This is a genomic window from Streptomyces cyslabdanicus (assembly GCF_052663305.1).
The window spans coordinates 36,982-53,860 of the sequence record NZ_JBQRUW010000058.1; the positions used below are offsets into that span (position 1 = coordinate 36,982).

Genomic DNA, 16,879 nt, shown 5'->3' on the forward strand with positions numbered 1-16,879 from the left:
TGTATGACACAGCTCGGTCTGCCCGAAGACATCACCGTCTGCCTCTTCGACCTCGACGGGGTGGTCACCAAGACGGCCGTGGTGCACGCGGCCGCGTGGAAGGAGACGTTCGACGCCTTCCTGCGTGAGCGGGAGGGGGACGGGTTCCGGCCCTTCGACCAGGCCGCCGACTACGACGAGTACGTCGACGGCCGCCCCCGCGCCGACGGGGTGCGCACCTTCCTCGCCTCCCGCGGCATCGAACTGCCCGAGGGAAACCCCGACGATCCGCCGGGCGCGCGGACGGTCAACGGCGTCGGCAACCGCAAGAACGAACTCCTCCTGGAGAAGATCCGTACCGAAGGCGTGGAGGCGTACGAGGGCACCCTGCGCTACATCGGGGCCGTCCGGGCCGAGGGCCTGCGGACCGCGATCGTCTCCTCCAGCGCCAACACCCGGGACGTCCTGCACTCCATCGAGGCCGAACACCTCTTCGACGTCCGCATCGACGGGGTGGTCGCCCGCGAACGCGCACTGCCCGGCAAGCCCCACCCCGACACCTTCCTGGCCGCCGCCCGCGACCTGGGGGTCGACGCCGGGCGGGCCGCCGTCTTCGAGGACGCGCTGGCCGGCATGGAAGCGGGCCGCTCGGGCCGCTTCGGATACGTCGTCGGCGTCGACCGCGTGGGCCAGCGCGACGCGCTCTACGCGCACGGCGCCGACGTGGTCGTCAAGGACCTCGCCGAACTTCTCGGCGCGGGAGGAGGAGCCGCGTGATCACCCACCGTTCGTACGCCGTCGAGCCGTGGTCCGTGCGCGAGACGGAACTCAGCCTCGACGTCCTCGCCCAGAGCGAGTCCGTCTTCGCACTGTCCAACGGGCACGTCGGCTGGCGCGGCAACCTCGACGAGGGCGAACCGCACGGACTGCCCGGCTCCTACCTCAACGGTGTGTACGAGGTGCACCCGCTGCCGTACGCGGAGGCCGGCTACGGCTACCCCGAGTCGGGCCAGACGCTCATCAACATCACCAACGGCAAGGTGCTGCGGCTGCTCGTCGACGACGAGCCGTTCGACCTGCGCTACGGCCGGCTGGTCTCCCACGAGCGCACCGTCGACCTGCGCCGCGGGGTGATGGAGCGGACCTGCGAGTGGATCTCCCCCGCCGGTACGAGGATCCGGGTGCGCTCCACCCGGCTGGTCTCCCTGACCCAGCGGTCGATCGCCGCGGTCGCCTACGAGGTGGAGCCCGTCGACTCCCAGGCCCGCGTGGTCATCCAGTCGGAGCTGGTGGCCAACGAGCAGATGCCCCAGTCCGACGGCGACCCCCGGGCGGCGATGGCCCTGGAGTCCCCGCTGGAGCCGGAGGACGACTTCGCCTCCGGCAAACGGCTGCGGCTGGTCCACTGCACCCGGCACAGCGGCCTGCGGGTGGCCGTGGCCGCCGACCACGTCGTCTCCGGTCCCGAGCACACCACGATCGACAGTGAGAGCCACCCCCACCTGGCCCGGCTGACGGTCGCCTCCATCCTCGAACCGGGACAGCGGCTGCGGGTGGAGAAGTTCGTCGCGCACGGCTGGTCCGGCGCCCGTTCCCTGCCGGCGATGAGTGACCAGGTCGACGCGGCCCTGGCGGTCACCGCGCACGGCGGCTGGACCGGCCTGCTCGACGAACAGCGGGCGTACCTCGACGACTTCTGGTCCTGTGCCGACGTCGAGGTGGACGGTGACGAGGAGATCCAGCAGGCCGTCCGCTTTGCCCTCTTCCACGTCCTCCAGGCCGGCGCCCGCGCCGAGGAGCGCGCGATCGCGGCCAAGGGGCTGACCGGCTCCGGTTACGACGGGCACGCCTTCTGGGACACCGAGATGTTCGTGCTCCCCGTGCTGACCTACACCGCGCCCGACGCCGTGACCGAGGCGCTGCGCTGGCGGCAGAGCACCCTGCCCGCCGCCCGGGAGCGCGCCGCCCAACTGGGCCTGCGCGGCGCCGCGTTCCCCTGGCGGACCATTGAGGGCCAGGAGGGGTCGGCGTACTGGCCCGCGGGTACCGCCGCCTTCCACGTGAACGCCGCCATCGCGCACGCCGTGGTGCGCTACGTCGCGTCGACGGGCGACGAGGACTTCGAACGTGACACCGGAGTCGAACTGCTCGTGGAGACGGCCCGGCTGTGGCGCTCGCTGGGCCACCACGACCACCACGGCACCTTCCACATCGACGGCGTCACCGGCCCCGACGAGTACAGCGCGATCGCCGACGACAACACGTACACCAACCTGATGGCCCGGGCGAACCTGCTGGCCGCGGCCGACGTCGTCGAACGCCATCCGAAGGCGGCGGAGCGGCTCGGCGCCGACGACGAGGAGAGCGCCACCTGGCGGGACGCGGCCGAGTCGATGAACATCCCATACAACGCCGAACTGGGCGTGCACGAGCAGCACGCGGGTTTCACCCGCTACCAGCGCTGGGACTTCGCCGGCACCCGGGCCGACCAGTACCCGCTGCTGCTGCACTTCCCCTACTTCGACCTGTACCGCAAGCAGGTGATCAAGCAGGCCGACCTGGTGCTGGCGATGTACACCTGCAGCAGCGAGTTCGACGAGGAGCACATCGCCCGCAACTTCGCCTACTACGAGCCGCTGACCGTGCGCGACTCCTCACTGTCGGCCTGTGTGCAGGCCGTCATCGCCGCCCAGGCCGGCCATCTGCGCCTGGCCTACGACTACGCGGCCGAGGCCGCCCTCATGGATCTGGAGGACCTGGAGCACAACACCCGCGACGGGCTGCACATCGCCTCCCTGGCCGGTACCTGGCAGGCGCTGGTGGTCGGGTTCGGCGGCACCCGCCGGGCCGGTGAGGAGCTGTGGTTCCTGCCGCGGCTGCCGGAGAGGTTCAGCCGCCTCGCCTTCACCCTGCAGTTCCGCGGCCGACGGCTGCGCGTGGAGGTCACCCAGCAGAGCGCCACCTACTCGCTGATGGACGGGCCGACCATGACGATCCGTCACCACGGCGCCCCGGTCACGCTCCGCCCGGGCACCGCAACGGCCCGCCCGGTCCCGCCGCCGCAGCACCTGCCGGCCCCGGAACAGCCCCCGCACCGCAAGCCCAATGCCCGCTGACCCGGTGGGCACCCCTCGCACGGGCCCTCGTACGGGACGCCGTCGATCTACGGGAGAACGTGCGCCACCAGGCGCAGCAGGTCGCCCGTGGCGTCGGCGGCGCCCAGGGCGGGCAGCGCGCCGAGGGCGAGGACGGCCGCCGCGACGGAGCGCAGATGCGGCGGCGGGGCGGCCTGGAGGGCCGCGATACGGCGGGTGACGGCGCGGTCGGAGAAGCCCGGCGCGCCCGACGGCTTTGCCCGCCCGGCGGTGAGTGCCGCGCGGGCGAGCGCGCGGGCGGTGGTGGTGCGGTCGCCGACCGCCGCGGCGGCCCGCTCGTCCGCCCAGCGTTCGACGAGGAAGGCCACCTGGTCGCGGACCGGCCCGAGCAGCGGGTTGGCCGCGCAGGCCAGCGTGGCCGCGGTCACCAGCAGCGCGTGCCGGTGCGTCAGATGGGCGCGTTCATGGGTGAGCAGCACTCGGCGCTCGACCGGCTCCAGCGCGCCGAGCAGCGCCGCGGTGACCAGGATCCGGCCCGGTGAGCCGGGGATGGCGAACGCCCGCGGCACGGGGGAGGCGGCGACGATGAGTTCGGTGTTCTGGGGCTGCCCCTCGCACAGCCGGCGCAGCGCGCGGCGCGTGGCGTACTCGGCGCGGACGGCCCGCCACAGCCGGTGGGCGATCAGGACGAGGGCCGGGCACGCGGCGATCCCGATCGCCTCGGGCACCGGGTCCGGGAGTCGGTGCCCGGCCTCCCGGGCCTCGGCGACGACCGGCGGCGCGTCGTCGAGGAGGGTGACGGCCAGCAGGACGAGGGACCACACGGTGGCGGCGGCCGTCACCACGGCGGCGGCGGTCAGCACGCGCGCGGCCAGGGCGGGGGCCACCCGCCGGCCGACCGCGGGGCTGATCGCGGCGAGCAGCGCGGACAGTGCCAGCGGGATGTAGACGTCCACCGTCACGCGGCTCCTCCGGTGAGCAGCTCGCGCAGGGCCCGCTCTTCCTCCGGGCTCAGCCCGGTCACGAACTGCTGGAGGGCGGCGATCGGATCGGGGCCGCGGTCCAGGGCGTCGTGCATCGCCTGGGCGGTCAGCTCCGCCGCGTTCTTGGCGGGCCGGTAGGCACCCCGGCGGCCGTCCACGTCGCGCAGCACCAGGCCCTTGTCGTACAGGCGCTTGAGGATGGTGTGCACGGTGTTGTAGGCCAGGCCGCCGCCGATCTCCAGCTGGATCTCGGCAGGGCTGAGCGGGCGGTCCGTGGACCACAGGGCCGCGAGGACCTCGCTCTCCAACTCGCCCGAACTGCGCCGTTCCACCCTGCCCTGAGGCCCTCTGCCAGCCATGCCCTCAACCTTACAGCGCGTAGGGGTTTGGGGCGTCCGGCGGTGTCCCGTCCGGCGTGCGGCCCGGCGCGGGGTAATTTGACCCTGTTTTCTCTGAAGTCTTACCTGGCTCCTGCATCGGTCGAGCAGAATGCGGGACTCAGAAACCCTACAGTGCGTAGGGGCGAGGGGTGGAGATGACCGACAGTACGCACGCCGTAGTCGCCGGGACGCGGAGAGCGGGACCGAGATCTGGCTCCGACCGCGTCCGCCTGGTCCGCGGCGACGTCCTCGTCGGAGCCGTGGCCGCCGCCTTCACCCTCGTCCAACTCCTCCTCGTCCGCCCCGGCATGGGCCTCGGCTGGGACGAGTCCGTCTATGTCAGCCAGGTCAGCGGGCACGCGCCGGCCGCCTACTTCAGCGCCCCGCGCGCCCGAGGCGTCCCGCTGCTCGTCGCGCCGGTGGCCTCCTGGTCGTCGTCCACCGTGCTGCTGCGCGTCTACCTCGCGCTGCTCTCCGGGGTCGCCCTCTACCTGGCCCTGCGCGTGTGGCGGCATGCCTTCCGCCCCGGTGTCCTGGCCCTGGCCGGCGCCCTGTTCGCGTCCCTGTGGGTGACGCTGTTCTACGGTCCGCAGGCCATGCCCAACTACTGGGTCGCCATCGGCGCCCTCGTCTGCGCGGGCTGCTGCCTGCGGGTCCGGGCCGACCGGCGGGACCGCGCCGCACTGTGGGGCCTGGCCGGCGGCGCCGCCCTCATGGCGTTGATGCGCCCCATGGACGCCGTCTGGGTGGCCCTGCCCCTGCTCGCCCTCGTCCTGCTGGAGCGGCACTGGAAGCCGCTCGCCGTGCTGCTCGCCGGACTGGTCGCCGGGGCCGCCGAATGGGTGATCGAGGCGTACGTCGCCTACGGTGGCCTGTTCCAGCGGCTGTCCGACGGCTCCGCCATTCAGGGCGGCCTGGGCTGGCACCTCGCGGTGGCCGACCAACTGCGCAGCCTGGGCGGGCGGGCCCTGTGCCGACCGTGCACCGGCGCGCAGCCGAACCCGGCGGTCACGGCCTGGTGGTACGTCCTGCCGCTGCTCGCCCTCCTGGGCCTCGCCCTCGCCGTGCGCGCCCGGCGCACCCCGCCCACGCTGGTCGCGGTGACCTGCGCGGCCACGGCCGCCTTCCCGTACCTCTTCATGATCGGATACGCGGCGCCCCGCTTCCTGCTGCCCGCCTACGCCCTGCTCGCGATCCCGGCCGCCGACGCCCTCCTCCAGCTCGTCAGGACGCCGAACGGCAGCTGGCGGCCCCTCGCCCTGTCCCTGGCCGCCCTCGGCCTCGCCGGGCACCTGGCCGTGCAGTACGACGTCCTCGCCCAGACCGTCCACCGCACCACCGTCGACCACCGCGCCTGGTCCGGCACCGCCGCCGCGCTGCACCGCCTCGGGGTGCGCCCGCCCTGCCTGCTCACCGGTGAGGCGGCCATCCCGATCGCCTTCTACACGGGCTGCGGCTCCGCCGCGGTCTCGGGTCCCAACGCCAACAGCACTCCCGGGGCCATCGAACGGGCCGCACGGCGCCTGCCGGTCGCCGCCCTCACCACCGCCGACGGCACCCCACCCGCGTACGCCCGCACCTGGCCCTCGCACCGCTTCGGAGACCTGCGCCTGTACGTCGCGCCGCAGGCGCGGACGGACACCGGCCCATGACCACCCAGCTCCTCACCGGCGCCACCACGCTGCGCCGACGGGCCTGGTGGCACACCGGCGCCGTGCTGGCCGTCCTGCTGTGCGCCGTGTACCTCGTCCGGAGCCACTGGCCGCTGCTCGCCACCGGCGCCGGGAAGCTCGCCGCCGCCGACCGGGGATGGCTGCTGGCGGCCGCTGCGGCCACGCTCGCCACCTGGGCCTGCTCGGCGCTCGCCCAGCAGGGCGCGGTGGCCGAGCCGCTGCCCGGCGGGCGGCTCGTGGCCGCGCAGTTCGCCGCCGGCGCCGCCAACCACGTACTGCCCGCCGGTCTCGGGGCGGGCGCGGTCAGCCTCCGGTTCCTGATGCGGTGCGGGCTGCCCGCGGGCCGCTCGGCGAGCGCGCTCGCGGTCAAGGCAACCGCGGGCGTAGTCGCCCGCGCCGCCCTGATCGCCCCGCTCGCCGCGGCCTGCCCGGGCGTCCTGCGGGCCCCGCACGTCCCCGGCACGGCCGTCGCCGTCGTCCTCGGCGCCGCCGTGCTGGTGGCGGTGCTGCTGCGCGGCCCGCTGCGGTCCCGGTGCCGGCACGCCGTGACGGAGGTGCTGGCCGACATCCGGGCCGTGCACACCCGGCCGCACCGGGCCGCCGCCCTGTGGGGCGGCTCGTTCGCCTTCGCCGCGGCCCACTCCTGTGTGCTGATCGCCGTCGCCCAGGCCGTCGAAATGCCCCTGTCCCCGGCCCGTGTGGCCCTGCTCTACCTCGCCGCGAGCAGCGCCGCGGCCCTGCTGCCCACCCCCGGCGGACTCGGCTCCCTGGACGGCGCACTCGCCTTCGCCCTCACCGCCACCGGGGCCCCGGCCTCCGCGGCAGCCTCCGTCGTCCTCGGCTACCGGCTGCTGACGGTCTGGCTGCCCCTCGTTCCCGGCCTGCTGGTCCTGGGCGTACTGATCCGCCGCAGGGCGGTGTGAGACGCCGCCCTGCGGCGGACCGGCACGGACCTACAGATCCGCCTCCAGGCGGTAGCCGTGCCCGCGCAGGGTGGTGATCCGCGGCAGCCGCGGGGGAGGCGCGGAGGCGTCCGCCGCGTCGGCCAGGCGACGGCGCAGGCTCGCCATGGTGACGTCGAGCGTCTTCGTCGAGCCGAACCAGTTCTCGTCCCACACCTCGGACATCAGCGTCTCCCGGGGCACGGCCTCGCCCACGTGCCGCACCAGCACGGCGAGCAGCTCGAACTCCTTGGGCCGCAGCGTGACTTCCTCACCGGCGACGCCGACCCGGCGGGCCGTGACGTCGACGACGAGATCGCCGAGCCGCACCGGCTCCCGCGGCGGCGAAACGCCGGCCCGGCGCCGCAGATGCGCGCGCAGCCGGGCCAGCAGGACCGTCAGGCTGAACGGCTTGACCAGGTAGTCGTCGGCGCCTGCGTCCAGCCCCGCGATCACGTCGATGTCGTCCGTACGGGCCGTCAGGACGACGATCAGCAGCTCGGGGGAGCGGGCCCGCAGGGCACGGGCGACGTCGAGCCCGTCCATGTCCGGCAGCCCCAGATCGAGCAGCAGCACGTCACAGGGGCGCCGCGCGGCCTCGGCGAGCGCGCCCGCCCCGGTGCGGGACCAGACGGGCGCGTAGCCGTTGCTGCGCAGTCCGGTCTCCAGATGACGGCCGATGATGTCGTCGTCCTCGACGACGAGGACACGGAAGCGGCCGGAGTCCGGGGCGGGGGGCGTGCGCATGCCTGGAAGCGTAGAGGCCTGCGGCCGGGTCACAGGTCCCGGAGCTCCTCGACGGCGGGCCGTCCGGCTCGCCGGACCCCGTTGAGGGCCGCGGCCAGCACCGCCGCCACGGCCGTCAGCGCGGTCAGCGCCAGATAGCCGCCGGGCACCGCCAGGGCGGACGGCGGCGGGTCGAAGACGCCCGTGAGGACCTTCACCAGCATCTCGGAGAGCACCCAGCCGATGAGCGCGCCCGCGGCCAGGCCCGCGACCGCCAGCAGGACCGCCTCGGTGAGGACCATGCCCCGCAGCCGCCGTCGGGTGGCGCCCAGGACGGTGGCGACGGCGAAGGTGCGGCGCCGTTCGGCGAGCCCCAGCGCCAGGACCAGACCGCCCGCCCCGGCGGCCAGCAGCACCGCGAACACCAGCTCGATCCTGGTCAGTCCGGCCAGGTCGACGGAGGTCAGACTGGTGCCGACCGTGCCGCGGGTCTGGGTCAGGTCGGTGACCGTGGCGCTCGTGCCCAGTCGGTGCCGCAGCCGCGCCGCGACGTCCTTGTGATGGCTGCCGCCGGTGTCGACCAGGAAGGCGCCGACCGTGTCGCTGCCGGTCGCACTGGCGATGTAGGAGGCGTTGGCGACGAAGAAGCTGTCCTTCGGCGCGGTCGGGAACTCCTTGACGATGCCGGCGTAGTGGAACGGCACCGTGCGCAGCGCCTTGGTGCGCGCGTCCTGGATGCGCAGATTGACGGTGTCGCCCAGGGAGAGCTGGAAGTCGCTCACCGTCTCGGCGCTGACCAGCAGGTTGTCGGGTCGCTGGGCCAGACGCCGCATGAGCTGCGCGGCGGTGCCGCCGGAGAAGTAGGCGTCCTGCAGCGAGGTCGCCCGGGCGATCGTGTCCGGCCGCACCCCGTAAAGGTCCTGCAGATCGGAGCCGACGTAGGCGAACCGGTGCTGGAGCGGCTCGACATGGCGCACGCCCGACACCTGCAGCGCAGTTCCCGCGCCCGGCGGGACGTGGGCGCCCGGCGGCTCGGTGACCGTGACGTCGGCGCCGTTGGTCAGCTGCGCGTCCACCTCCGCCTGCTGCTGGTAGGTGGAGTTGAACACGGCGGTGGACACGGCGAACGACACCGCGAGCGCCAGCAGCACCACCGAACGGGCCAGCGGGCGGCGACGGCGGGACAGCACGGCCGCGGTCGTGCCGGCCAGTGTCGCCGTCAGCGGACGCGACAGCCGCGCGAGGACGGGCCGGCCGTGCCGCAGCGCGAGCAGCGTCAGCCGCCACACCAGCAGCGCCGCGCCGATCCACAGCAGCGCGGGGCCGAGGAACGCCCAGTACGACACCGAGATGCTCGGCACCCCTTCCGGGGCCAGGACCAGCGCGTACTGGTTGCCGGACGAGGCGCGGAACACCAGCCACGCGCCGATCAGCAGCATCACGTCCAGACCGCACCGCATCCACCACGGCGAGCCGGTGGCCCGCCCGGACCTGCGGGAGTCGGCGACCGTCACCGCGCGCAGGTCCCGCAGCGCGGGGACGAGGACCGCGCCCGCGGCCACGGCGGCGCCGAGCGCGAAGGCGACCCCGTACCAGGCCCCCCAGGTGCCGGCGCCCGCGCCGAAGGAGGCCGTGCCGAAGGCCAGCCGGCCCGTCAGCGCGGCGGACCCCAGGCCGAGGAGCCCACCGGTGAGACCCACCAGCGCGGCCTCCAGGCCGGCCAGGGCGGCGATCTGACGTGGCCTCAGGCCGCGCAGTCGCAGCAGCGCCTGCTCCTGCCGGCGCCGTTGGCCGCCCGCGGAGGCGACCGCGGCGGTCAGCGCGGCGGCCAGGACCGCGCCGGGCACGCCCAGGAACAGGAACAGCAACTGCGCGTAGAGGGCGTCCTGGCGGGCGGAGTCGAGCGCGGCGCCGAGGTTGTCCCCGACGACGGCGCCGCCCGCCGACCCCGCCTCCAGGTTGTGCGCGGCTCGCGTCACGGCGGTGAACGCCGACGCGGGGTCGGAGGGCAGTTGCGCGTCACGGGCCACGTGGATCTGCGTGGTGACGTTCGAGGCGCCCCGGGTGAGCTGCGCGAAGGACGACGCGGGCAGCAGCAGCACGTTGTCCGGGGGTGCCGTCGGCTGCGACTGGCTCGGTGCGCCCACGCGCTGGAACAGCGAGTCGGCCTGCGGCAGGTCGACGACCCCGTCGACCCTGACCTGGCGCGGCCCGGTGCCGGGCAGCCGGACGGTGACCGTGTCCCCGGGCGCCACATGGAGGTTGGACGCCGTCTGCTGGGCCAGCAGCACCCCGGTGCCCTTGCCGCTGAGGGTGCGGATCCCGCCCGGGAACGTGCCCCGGTAGCCGTCGGGCAGGCCGAGCACCATGCCCGGCCCTGTGGTCTGCGTACTGCCCTGCACCAGGGCGGTGAAGCCGGTGCTGTGCGCGAAGCCGACCGGTACGGCGGCCCGCACACCGGGTGCCGAACGCACCAGGGGCAGCACCGAGTCGGGACCGGTGCCGGGCTGCACCTCGACCTGCCAGTCCACGGCGACCGAGCGCACGGCGCGCTGGGTCATCGTTGCCTTGGACGCGGTGAGGAACGAGCCGAGCGCGGCGATCAGGGCGACGGCCAGCGCGATCCCGGCCGCCGCGGCGACGAGCCGGCCGGCACGGTGACGGGCCAGTCCACCCGTCCATGAAGCGATCATGACGCCTCCTCGGCGGCGAGCAGCCGGCCGTCCCGCATGATCCGGCGCGTGGCGAGCCGGTCGGCGACGGCGGGGTCGTGGGTGGTGACGACGAGGGCGGCGCCGGTACGGTCGGCCGCGGTGAGCAGGGCGTCCAGGACGCGGCCCCCGGTGACGTGGTCGAGGCGGCCCGTGGGCTCGTCGGCGAGCACCAACCGCGGGGACCGGGCGAGGACCCGGGCCGCGGCGACGCGCTGGGACTGCCCGCCGGAGATCTCCTCCGGCAGCCGGCCGGCCAGGTCACCGGCGTCCACCAGGTCCAGTGCCTCCCGTGCCGCACCGCGGGCCTCGTCCTCGGAGCGCCCGGCGAGCACCAGCGGCAGCGCGGTGTTCTCCAGCACGTCGAGCGCCGGGATCAGACTGTCCCCCTGGAACACGAGGCCGATGTCACCCGGCCCGGCCAGGCCCGGCCAGGTGACGGTGCCGCTGGTGGGCTGCTCCAGGCCGGCCAGCAGGTGCAGCAGCGAGGACTTGCCCGACCCCGAGGGCCCCACGACGGCGAGCCGCTCCCCGGGCCGGACCGTCAGGCTCGCCCCGTGCACCGCCACGACCGCGCCCGCCCCCTGCCCGAACGTCAGGGCCGCCTGCCGGCACTCCACGAGCACGTCCTCGGCCGACATGGCGGGCCTCCTTGCCTGCGCGCCCCGGTGCCCGGGTGCCGGGGTCCGGTCCCGTCGTCCGGCGGGTGCCTGATCCGGAGGTGCGGCGGGTTCGCCTGCGGGCGTGGCCCGGTGCGCGGGTGCCGGGGTTGTGTCCCGGGGCTGGGCGGGTGTCTCAGCCGGCGGCATGGTGGGCCTCCTCCAGTCGGTCGGCCAGTCGGTCGGCCGGACGGTCGGCGTCGCGGACGCGGCCGTCGTCCAGCGTGATCACCCGGTCGGCGATGCGTACGGCCTCGGAGCTGTGCGTCACGACCAGCACCGCGCAGCCGTCGGCGGCGCGCTCGCGCAGCAGGTCGAGGATCATCCCCTCGGTGCCGCCGTCGAGTTCGCCGGTCGGTTCGTCGGCGAGCAGCACGGCGGGGGAGTTGGCCAGCGCGACGGCCAGCCCGGCCCTCGCCAGCTCACCGCCCGACAGCTGCCGAGGAAGTGCGTGCGCCCGTCCGGCAAGGCCCACCCGGTCGAGCAGCTCGGCCGCCGGCACGGCGGGCCAGCCGCGCACCGCGCGCTGCGCCAGGCGCACGTTGTCCCGCGCACTCAGGTGCGGCAGCAGATTGCGGTTCTGCAGCAGGACGCCGATGTGCCGGGCCCGCAGCCGGGCCCGCTCGGTCTCGGGCCGGTGGCTGACACGCACCCCGTCCACCCGCACCTCGCCGCCCGACGGCTCGTCCAGCCCGGCCAGGCACGCCAGCAGGGTCGACTTGCCCGCGCCCGACGGCCCGACCACGGCGACCGTCTCGCCGCGCCGCACCCGCAGGGAGACCCCGCGCAGTGCCAGCGTCTCCTCGTCACCGGCCCTGAAGAACCGGTACAGCTCGCGCGCCGACAGCGCATCGGCGGAACAGGTGGCGGGCATCTCGTTCACCGCCATGCGAAGGAGTCGCTGACGATGCGCCACGGGTCGACGTTGTCCGCGTTGACCGGCCCCGAGAGCGTGAGGTCGACCTCGTGGCCCTGCCGGTGGAAGGCGTACCGCTCGAACCCGTCCCGTACGACCTTGCCGGTCACCGGGTTCGGCGCGGAGTCGCCCTGGTACGTCAGCAGCACCGCCTGTCCGCCCTTCCGGGTGACCGACATGACCTTGGGATGCGCGAAATGCGGCACGTGCCTGCGCAACTCGGGGATCACCGTGTCGGTGACCGAGCCGACCGTGGGCGCACCGGCCGTGTTCACCGCCGTGATCTGAACGGTGTTCAGCTTGTCCGTGAAGACCGTCGTGGTGCCCTGGGTCGTACGAGCCCACCCCTCCGGCACCTTCACCGTGAACCCGGAGCCCTGGTAGGCGACGAAGGCCTGGTTGTCGGGGATGTCCCCGGGCGGATTGGACTCGGTGGGAGCGGGCGCGGCCGTGCCGCCGCCCGCGGAGCCCTGCGCCGGGGCGGACGACCGCGCGCCCGTAGCCCCCGGTCCCGCCCCGGACCCCGAAGAGCACCCGGCCGTCGTCACCGCCGCGACCAGCGCGAAGGAGACGACGACGATGCCGCGTGCACGTGTCATGCCACTGCCCTCCCGGGCCCGTCCTCGGGCCGTCCTCGGAACCGTCCTCGGAACCGGACGGTCGTGGCACCGACGCTAGGAGCGGCCCGGTTAACGTCCCGTCCGGCGAGGGTTAGACGACGGCAAAAGCGTGGCGAGGGGCACATCCGCCCTGGTCGGCGGCCCTGCATGATGAAGGGCATGAGACATCGCGTGGTGCGGGTGGCCCTCACCGCCGTCCTGGTCGCCCTCGTTCTGCTCGCCGTTCCGCTGGCCCTCGCCATCAGGTCCTCCCTGTACGCCGACCAGCGCGACGCACTGGAGCGGGCCGCCCTGAACGGCGCCGTCCGGGTCACCCCGGACTTCGCCACCGGCGACCCCGTGGAACTGCCCGCACCGCCCAGGGGCGGCAGCCTGGGCCTGTACGACCCCCGGCTGTACCTGCGGGAGGGCAGCGGTCCCGCGAGCGGAGACGCGGCGGTGCGCGGCGCACTCGGCGCCACGGTGTCCCGTGGGAGCAGCGGCGGCGAACTCGTCGAAGCCGTCCCCGTCTCGCACGCCGAGCGGGTCATCGGCGTCGTACGCGCGTCGTCACCCGTCCAGGACGTGCGCAACCGCGTCTTCGCGGGCTGGGCCGCCCTCGCCGGCGCCTGTGCGGTGGCGCTCACCGTCGCCGTCCTCGTCGCCCGCCGCCAGGCGCGGGCGCTGGCCGCCCCGTTGGAGAACCTCTCGCACCACTGCCGGGCCGTCGCCGCCGGGGACCTGAGCGCCCGGGCCGCCTCCAGCGCCGTCGCCGAGGTCGACCAGGTCGCCCGCACCCACAACGAGATGCTCGACCACCTCACCGAACTCCTGCGCCACGCACGCGGCTTCTCCGCCAACGCCTCCCACCAGCTGCGCACGCCGCTCACCGGCCTGCAACTCACCCTCGAGGCGGGCCTCGGCCGGGACGACACCTGTCTGCGGCCCGCCCTGGAGGAGGCGCTCACGGCAACCCGGCGGCTGCACGGCACGGTGGAGCAGGTGCTGCGCCTGTCCGCCGCGCCGGGTCTGAACCGTCCGCCCGCCCCCGACCGGTCCGTCGGGCAGGTGCTGCACGAAACGGAACGGCACTGGCACGGGCTGTTCGCCCGCGACGGCAGGCGCCTGGAGCGCAGCAGCCGGGACGTGCCGGATGACGTGCGGGTCCCGGGCGGCCCGGTGTCCGAGATCCTCGGAGTCCTGCTGGACAACGCCCGTGCCCACGGCCGCGGCACGGTGCGCCTCACCGTGCGGGATCTGGACGACGCCCTCGCCTTCGACGTGAGCGACGAGGGAGCGGCCGGGAGCGACGCCGGGCGGCTGTTCGAGCGCGGGCACTCCGGCGGCGCCGGGGCCGGCATCGGGCTCGCCCTCGCGCGGGACCTGGCCGTCTGTCTCGGCGGCAGGCTGTTCCTCGCGCGGCCCGATCCGACCACGTTCACCCTGCTGGTGCCCGTCCTGCCTGACCCGTGACCCGCTCGGCGCCTCGATCGGTGACTGCCTCTCCCAGCCGACCGGTGACGGCGGGCCGGGACTGGGCACCGTGGTGACCAGTGCCCTGTTCCTCGCGGTCATCCTCGGCCTCGTCGTCCACCTGTCGGTCAGCCGCGGGGACGTCACCGAGCCGGAGCGCGGCGCCACCTGACCCCAGGACGCGCGTGCCGGGTGGCGGCCGCACCCCGCGACCCGGGCACGCGCCACCCCGGGCCCCGTCCGCGCGAGGGCCCGGGGCTCACCCCGTGGGCAGGGCGACAGTGAAACGGGCCCCGGCCGCATACCCGGCATCGTGGGGCACCTCGCCGCCCGCCGAGGACCCGGCCGGCCGGTCGCTCAGCCAGTGGTGCGCGGTCGGGAGGACGGCCGGGGAGAGCAACCCGTTCGCGCGCATCGCCCGGCACACGTCCCGCCCCTCGGCGGTGGGCAGTGCGCTGTCCACCACGGCGGTGGCCACGCCGTCACCACCGCCGACGGCACCCCACCCGCGTACGCCCGCACCTGGCCCTCGCACCGCTTCGGCGACCTCCGCCTGTACGTCGCGCCGCAGGCGCGCGCGGGCACCGGCACCAGACGCCCCGGCTCCGCCCACCCGTCACCAACGCGCGCGTGGTTCGCCGCCGACGCCGCCGACCACGTAGCGCCCGCCGGCCTCGGGGCGGGCGCCAGTCAACCTGCGGTTCCTGATGCGGCGCGGCCCGTCCGCGGGTCGCACGGCGAGCGCGCACGCCGTCAAGGCCCCGGTCACGGTTCTCGGCCCCGTCGTGCTGGTGGCGGCGGTGGTGCGGGGCCCGCTGAGGTCGCGGTGCCGGCGCGTGGTCGCAGCGGTGCTGAGTGACATCGCGACCGTGCGCAGCCGGCCGCGGCGGGCCGCCGCCCTGTGGTGCTGCTCCCCTTCGCCGCGGCCCGCCCTGGTCCGGGTGGCGTTCCTCCACCTCGCCGCGACCAGGGCCGCCGCCCAGCTGCCCACTGCCGGCGGATGCGGCTCCCTGAACCGCGCACTCGCCTTCACTCTCGACGCGGGCGCCCGGCTGCCTCCGCCGTCCTCGGCTACCGGCTCCTGACCGTCTGGCTCCCCCTCCTTCCCGGCCTGCCGGCTCTGGCAGCACTCGTCCGCCGCAGGGCGGTGTGCAACGCGCGGCGTCGGAGGCCTGGGTCGCACGATGCCGCCCACTCGGCGGGCAGGGACCCTTTCGCGGCAGTCAGGATGCGTTCAGGTCTCCGCCCTCGCCCCGCGGCCCTGTCGTGCTGTCAGCTGTCAGCTGTCAGCTGTCAGCTGTCGAAGCCGAGGCCGAGCCGGTCGAGGGTCTTGAGCCAGAGGTTGCGGCGTCCCTCGTTCTCGTCCGCCCGGGCGAGGGACCACCTGGTGGCCTGGACTCCCGCCCAGCGGATCGGTTCCGGCGGGAACGGCAGGGGCTTGCGCCGCACCATCTCCAGGCTGGTGCGCTCGGTGCGCTCGTCGGCCAGCAGATCGAGCATCACCTCGGCGGCGAAGCGGGACGCGCCCACGCCGAGGCCGGTGAAACCGGCCACGTAGGCGACCCGGCCCCGATGGCTGGTGTCGAAGAACGCGCAGAAGCGGCTGCAGGTGTCGATCGCGCCGCCCCAGGCGTGGGTGAAACGCAGGCCCTCCAACTGCGGGAAGGTCCGGAAGAAGTGCCGGGCCAGGGTGGCGAAGGTCTCCGGTCGCTGGTCGTGCTCGGCGCGCACTCGGCCCCGGTAGTGGTAGACGGCGTCGTAGCCGCCCCACAGGATGCGATTGTCGGCGGAGAGCCGGACGTAGTGGAACTGGTTGGCGCTGTCCGAGAACCCCTGCCGATTGTGCCAGCCGACGGAGGCGAGCTGTTCGTCCGTCAGCGGCTCGGTCATCAGCGCGTAGTCGTACACCGGGATGGTGTACGGGCGGTGCCGCTTGACCAGGGAGGGGAAGACATTGGTCGCCAGCGCCACCCGGCCGGCGAGAACGCGGCCGTAAGGAGTCCGCGCCATGATGCCGGAGCCGTCCTCGGTGATGGCGGTGGCCCGGGTGTGCTCGTGGATGCGTACGCCGAGGCTCAGGCAGGCCTGCTTGAGCCCCCAGACCAGACGTGCGGGATTGACCAGCGCCGTGCTGTCCTTGTCCCAGACCCCGCCCAGGAAGGTCGGTGAGTCGATCTCGGCGCGGATCTGGTCGGCGTCCAGCACTGTCGGCGCGGGGCCGTAGCGGGCGGCGAGGTCGGCCAGCTCCCGCAGATCATCGAGTTGGAACTGCTCGGTGGCCACGCTGAGGGAGCCGGTGCGCTCCCAGTCGCAGTCGATGCCGTGGCGCTCGATCGTGTCCTCGATCGCCTGGAGATTCCGGGCGCCCAGCTTCTCCAGCTCGGCGATCTCACCGGGCCAGCGCTCCACGCCGTTGCTCAGGCCGTGGGTGAGGCTGGCCTCGCAGAAGCCGCCGTTGCGGCCGGAGGCCGCCCAGCCGACCTCCTCGCCCTCGATCAGCAGGACGTCGAGGGAGGGGTCGCGGTCCTTGGCGATCAGGGCGGTCCACAGGCCGCTGTAGCCGCCGCCGACCACCAGAAGGTCGCAGCGGGTATCGGCGACCAGGGCGGAAGCGGTCGGCGGGCGATCGGGGTCGTCCAGCCAGAATGGAGTGGGGCGGGCGTCCTGGATCGCGTGGACGGGATCCATGGCGGTGCTCCTTGCATGCGTGGAGGGGCTGGCCTCCGAGGTCCTGCTATCAGAAC

At 74.5% G+C, this 16,879-nt stretch carries 14 protein-coding genes and 2 pseudogenes; 7 read left to right on the forward strand and 9 right to left on the reverse strand.

Annotated elements, in window-relative coordinates:
- Positions 1-3 precede the first annotated feature (3 nt).
- Positions 4-756 (forward strand): HAD family hydrolase, encoded by a 753-nt coding sequence (locus ACTYVM_RS31005; protein ID WP_445529152.1) that lies wholly within the window; start codon positions 4-6, stop codon positions 754-756.
- Entirely contained in the window at positions 753-3,095 is a 2,343-nt protein-coding gene (locus ACTYVM_RS31010) for a glycoside hydrolase family 65 protein (RefSeq protein WP_445529153.1), read from the forward strand. The genes ACTYVM_RS31005 and ACTYVM_RS31010 overlap by 4 nt, the downstream gene beginning before the upstream one ends.
- A gap of 47 nt (positions 3,096-3,142) precedes the next feature.
- Here the strand turns inward: ACTYVM_RS31010 and ACTYVM_RS31015 are convergent, their stop codons facing one another.
- On the reverse strand, positions 3,143-4,036 hold the full coding sequence (locus ACTYVM_RS31015) for a M56 family metallopeptidase (protein ID WP_445529154.1): 894 nt from the start codon (positions 4,034-4,036) through the stop codon (positions 3,143-3,145).
- Entirely contained in the window at positions 4,033-4,416 is a 384-nt protein-coding gene (locus ACTYVM_RS31020) for a BlaI/MecI/CopY family transcriptional regulator (protein ID WP_400028621.1), read from the reverse strand. Before ACTYVM_RS31020 ends, ACTYVM_RS31015 begins: the two co-directional genes overlap by 4 nt.
- A gap of 176 nt (positions 4,417-4,592) precedes the next feature.
- On the opposite strand from ACTYVM_RS31020, the gene ACTYVM_RS31025 reads away from it, so the two are divergent.
- Positions 4,593-6,089: a hypothetical protein gene (locus ACTYVM_RS31025; RefSeq protein WP_445529155.1), complete on the forward strand. Its 1,497-nt coding sequence runs from the start codon at positions 4,593-4,595 to the stop codon at positions 6,087-6,089.
- Positions 6,086-7,033 carry a lysylphosphatidylglycerol synthase domain-containing protein gene (locus ACTYVM_RS31030; RefSeq protein WP_445529156.1) on the forward strand — a complete coding sequence of 316 codons (948 nt, stop codon included), beginning with the start codon at positions 6,086-6,088 and terminating at the stop codon, positions 7,031-7,033. The genes ACTYVM_RS31025 and ACTYVM_RS31030 overlap by 4 nt, the downstream gene beginning before the upstream one ends.
- Positions 7,034-7,063: 30 nt before the next feature.
- Here the strand turns inward: ACTYVM_RS31030 and ACTYVM_RS31035 are convergent, their stop codons facing one another.
- The 5 genes and pseudogenes from ACTYVM_RS31035 to ACTYVM_RS31055 all read right to left on the reverse strand — a co-directional run bounded on the left by ACTYVM_RS31035 (position 7,064) and on the right by ACTYVM_RS31055 (position 12,662).
- The gene (locus ACTYVM_RS31035) at positions 7,064-7,798 is read right to left on the reverse strand and encodes a response regulator transcription factor (RefSeq protein ID WP_445529157.1); all 735 of its coding nucleotides are present in this window, start codon (positions 7,796-7,798) and stop codon (positions 7,064-7,066) included.
- Positions 7,799-7,827: 29 nt separating this feature from the next.
- Entirely contained in the window at positions 7,828-10,470 is a 2,643-nt protein-coding gene (locus ACTYVM_RS31040; protein ID WP_445529158.1) for an FtsX-like permease family protein, read from the reverse strand.
- Positions 10,467-11,039 (reverse strand): annotated as a pseudogene (locus ACTYVM_RS31045) (ABC transporter ATP-binding protein); the annotation flags it as partial. The gene ACTYVM_RS31040 and the pseudogene ACTYVM_RS31045, both read right to left, overlap by 4 nt.
- Before the next feature lie 244 nt (positions 11,040-11,283).
- On the reverse strand, positions 11,284-12,036 hold the full coding sequence (locus tag ACTYVM_RS31050) for an ABC transporter ATP-binding protein (protein WP_445529159.1): 753 nt from the start codon (positions 12,034-12,036) through the stop codon (positions 11,284-11,286).
- The gene (locus ACTYVM_RS31055) at positions 12,027-12,662 is read right to left on the reverse strand and encodes a hypothetical protein (protein WP_445529160.1); all 636 of its coding nucleotides are present in this window, start codon (positions 12,660-12,662) and stop codon (positions 12,027-12,029) included. Before ACTYVM_RS31055 ends, ACTYVM_RS31050 begins: the two co-directional genes overlap by 10 nt.
- A gap of 180 nt (positions 12,663-12,842) precedes the next feature.
- Between ACTYVM_RS31055 and ACTYVM_RS31060 the strand changes: the two genes are divergently transcribed.
- Complete coding sequence (locus tag ACTYVM_RS31060; RefSeq protein ID WP_445529161.1) at positions 12,843-14,135, forward strand: sensor histidine kinase; 1,293 nt, start codon at positions 12,843-12,845, stop codon at positions 14,133-14,135.
- A pseudogene (locus ACTYVM_RS31065) lies at positions 14,110-14,307 on the forward strand (hypothetical protein); the annotation flags it as partial. The gene ACTYVM_RS31060 and the pseudogene ACTYVM_RS31065, both read left to right, overlap by 26 nt.
- 87 nt (positions 14,308-14,394) lie before the next feature.
- Here the strand turns inward: ACTYVM_RS31065 and ACTYVM_RS31070 are convergent.
- Positions 14,395-14,613, reverse strand: coding sequence for a response regulator (locus tag ACTYVM_RS31070; protein ID WP_445529162.1), 219 nt, complete (start codon positions 14,611-14,613; stop codon positions 14,395-14,397).
- A gap of 229 nt (positions 14,614-14,842) precedes the next feature.
- Between ACTYVM_RS31070 and ACTYVM_RS31075 the strand changes: the two genes are divergently transcribed.
- Complete coding sequence (locus ACTYVM_RS31075; RefSeq protein ID WP_445529163.1) at positions 14,843-15,220, forward strand: hypothetical protein; 378 nt, start codon at positions 14,843-14,845, stop codon at positions 15,218-15,220.
- Between the two features lie 208 nt (positions 15,221-15,428).
- Here ACTYVM_RS31075 and ACTYVM_RS31080 read toward each other — a convergent pair whose 3' ends face one another.
- Positions 15,429-16,823: an NAD(P)/FAD-dependent oxidoreductase gene (locus ACTYVM_RS31080; RefSeq protein ID WP_445529164.1), complete on the reverse strand. Its 1,395-nt coding sequence runs from the start codon at positions 16,821-16,823 to the stop codon at positions 15,429-15,431.
- Positions 16,824-16,879: the final 56 nt, after the last annotated feature.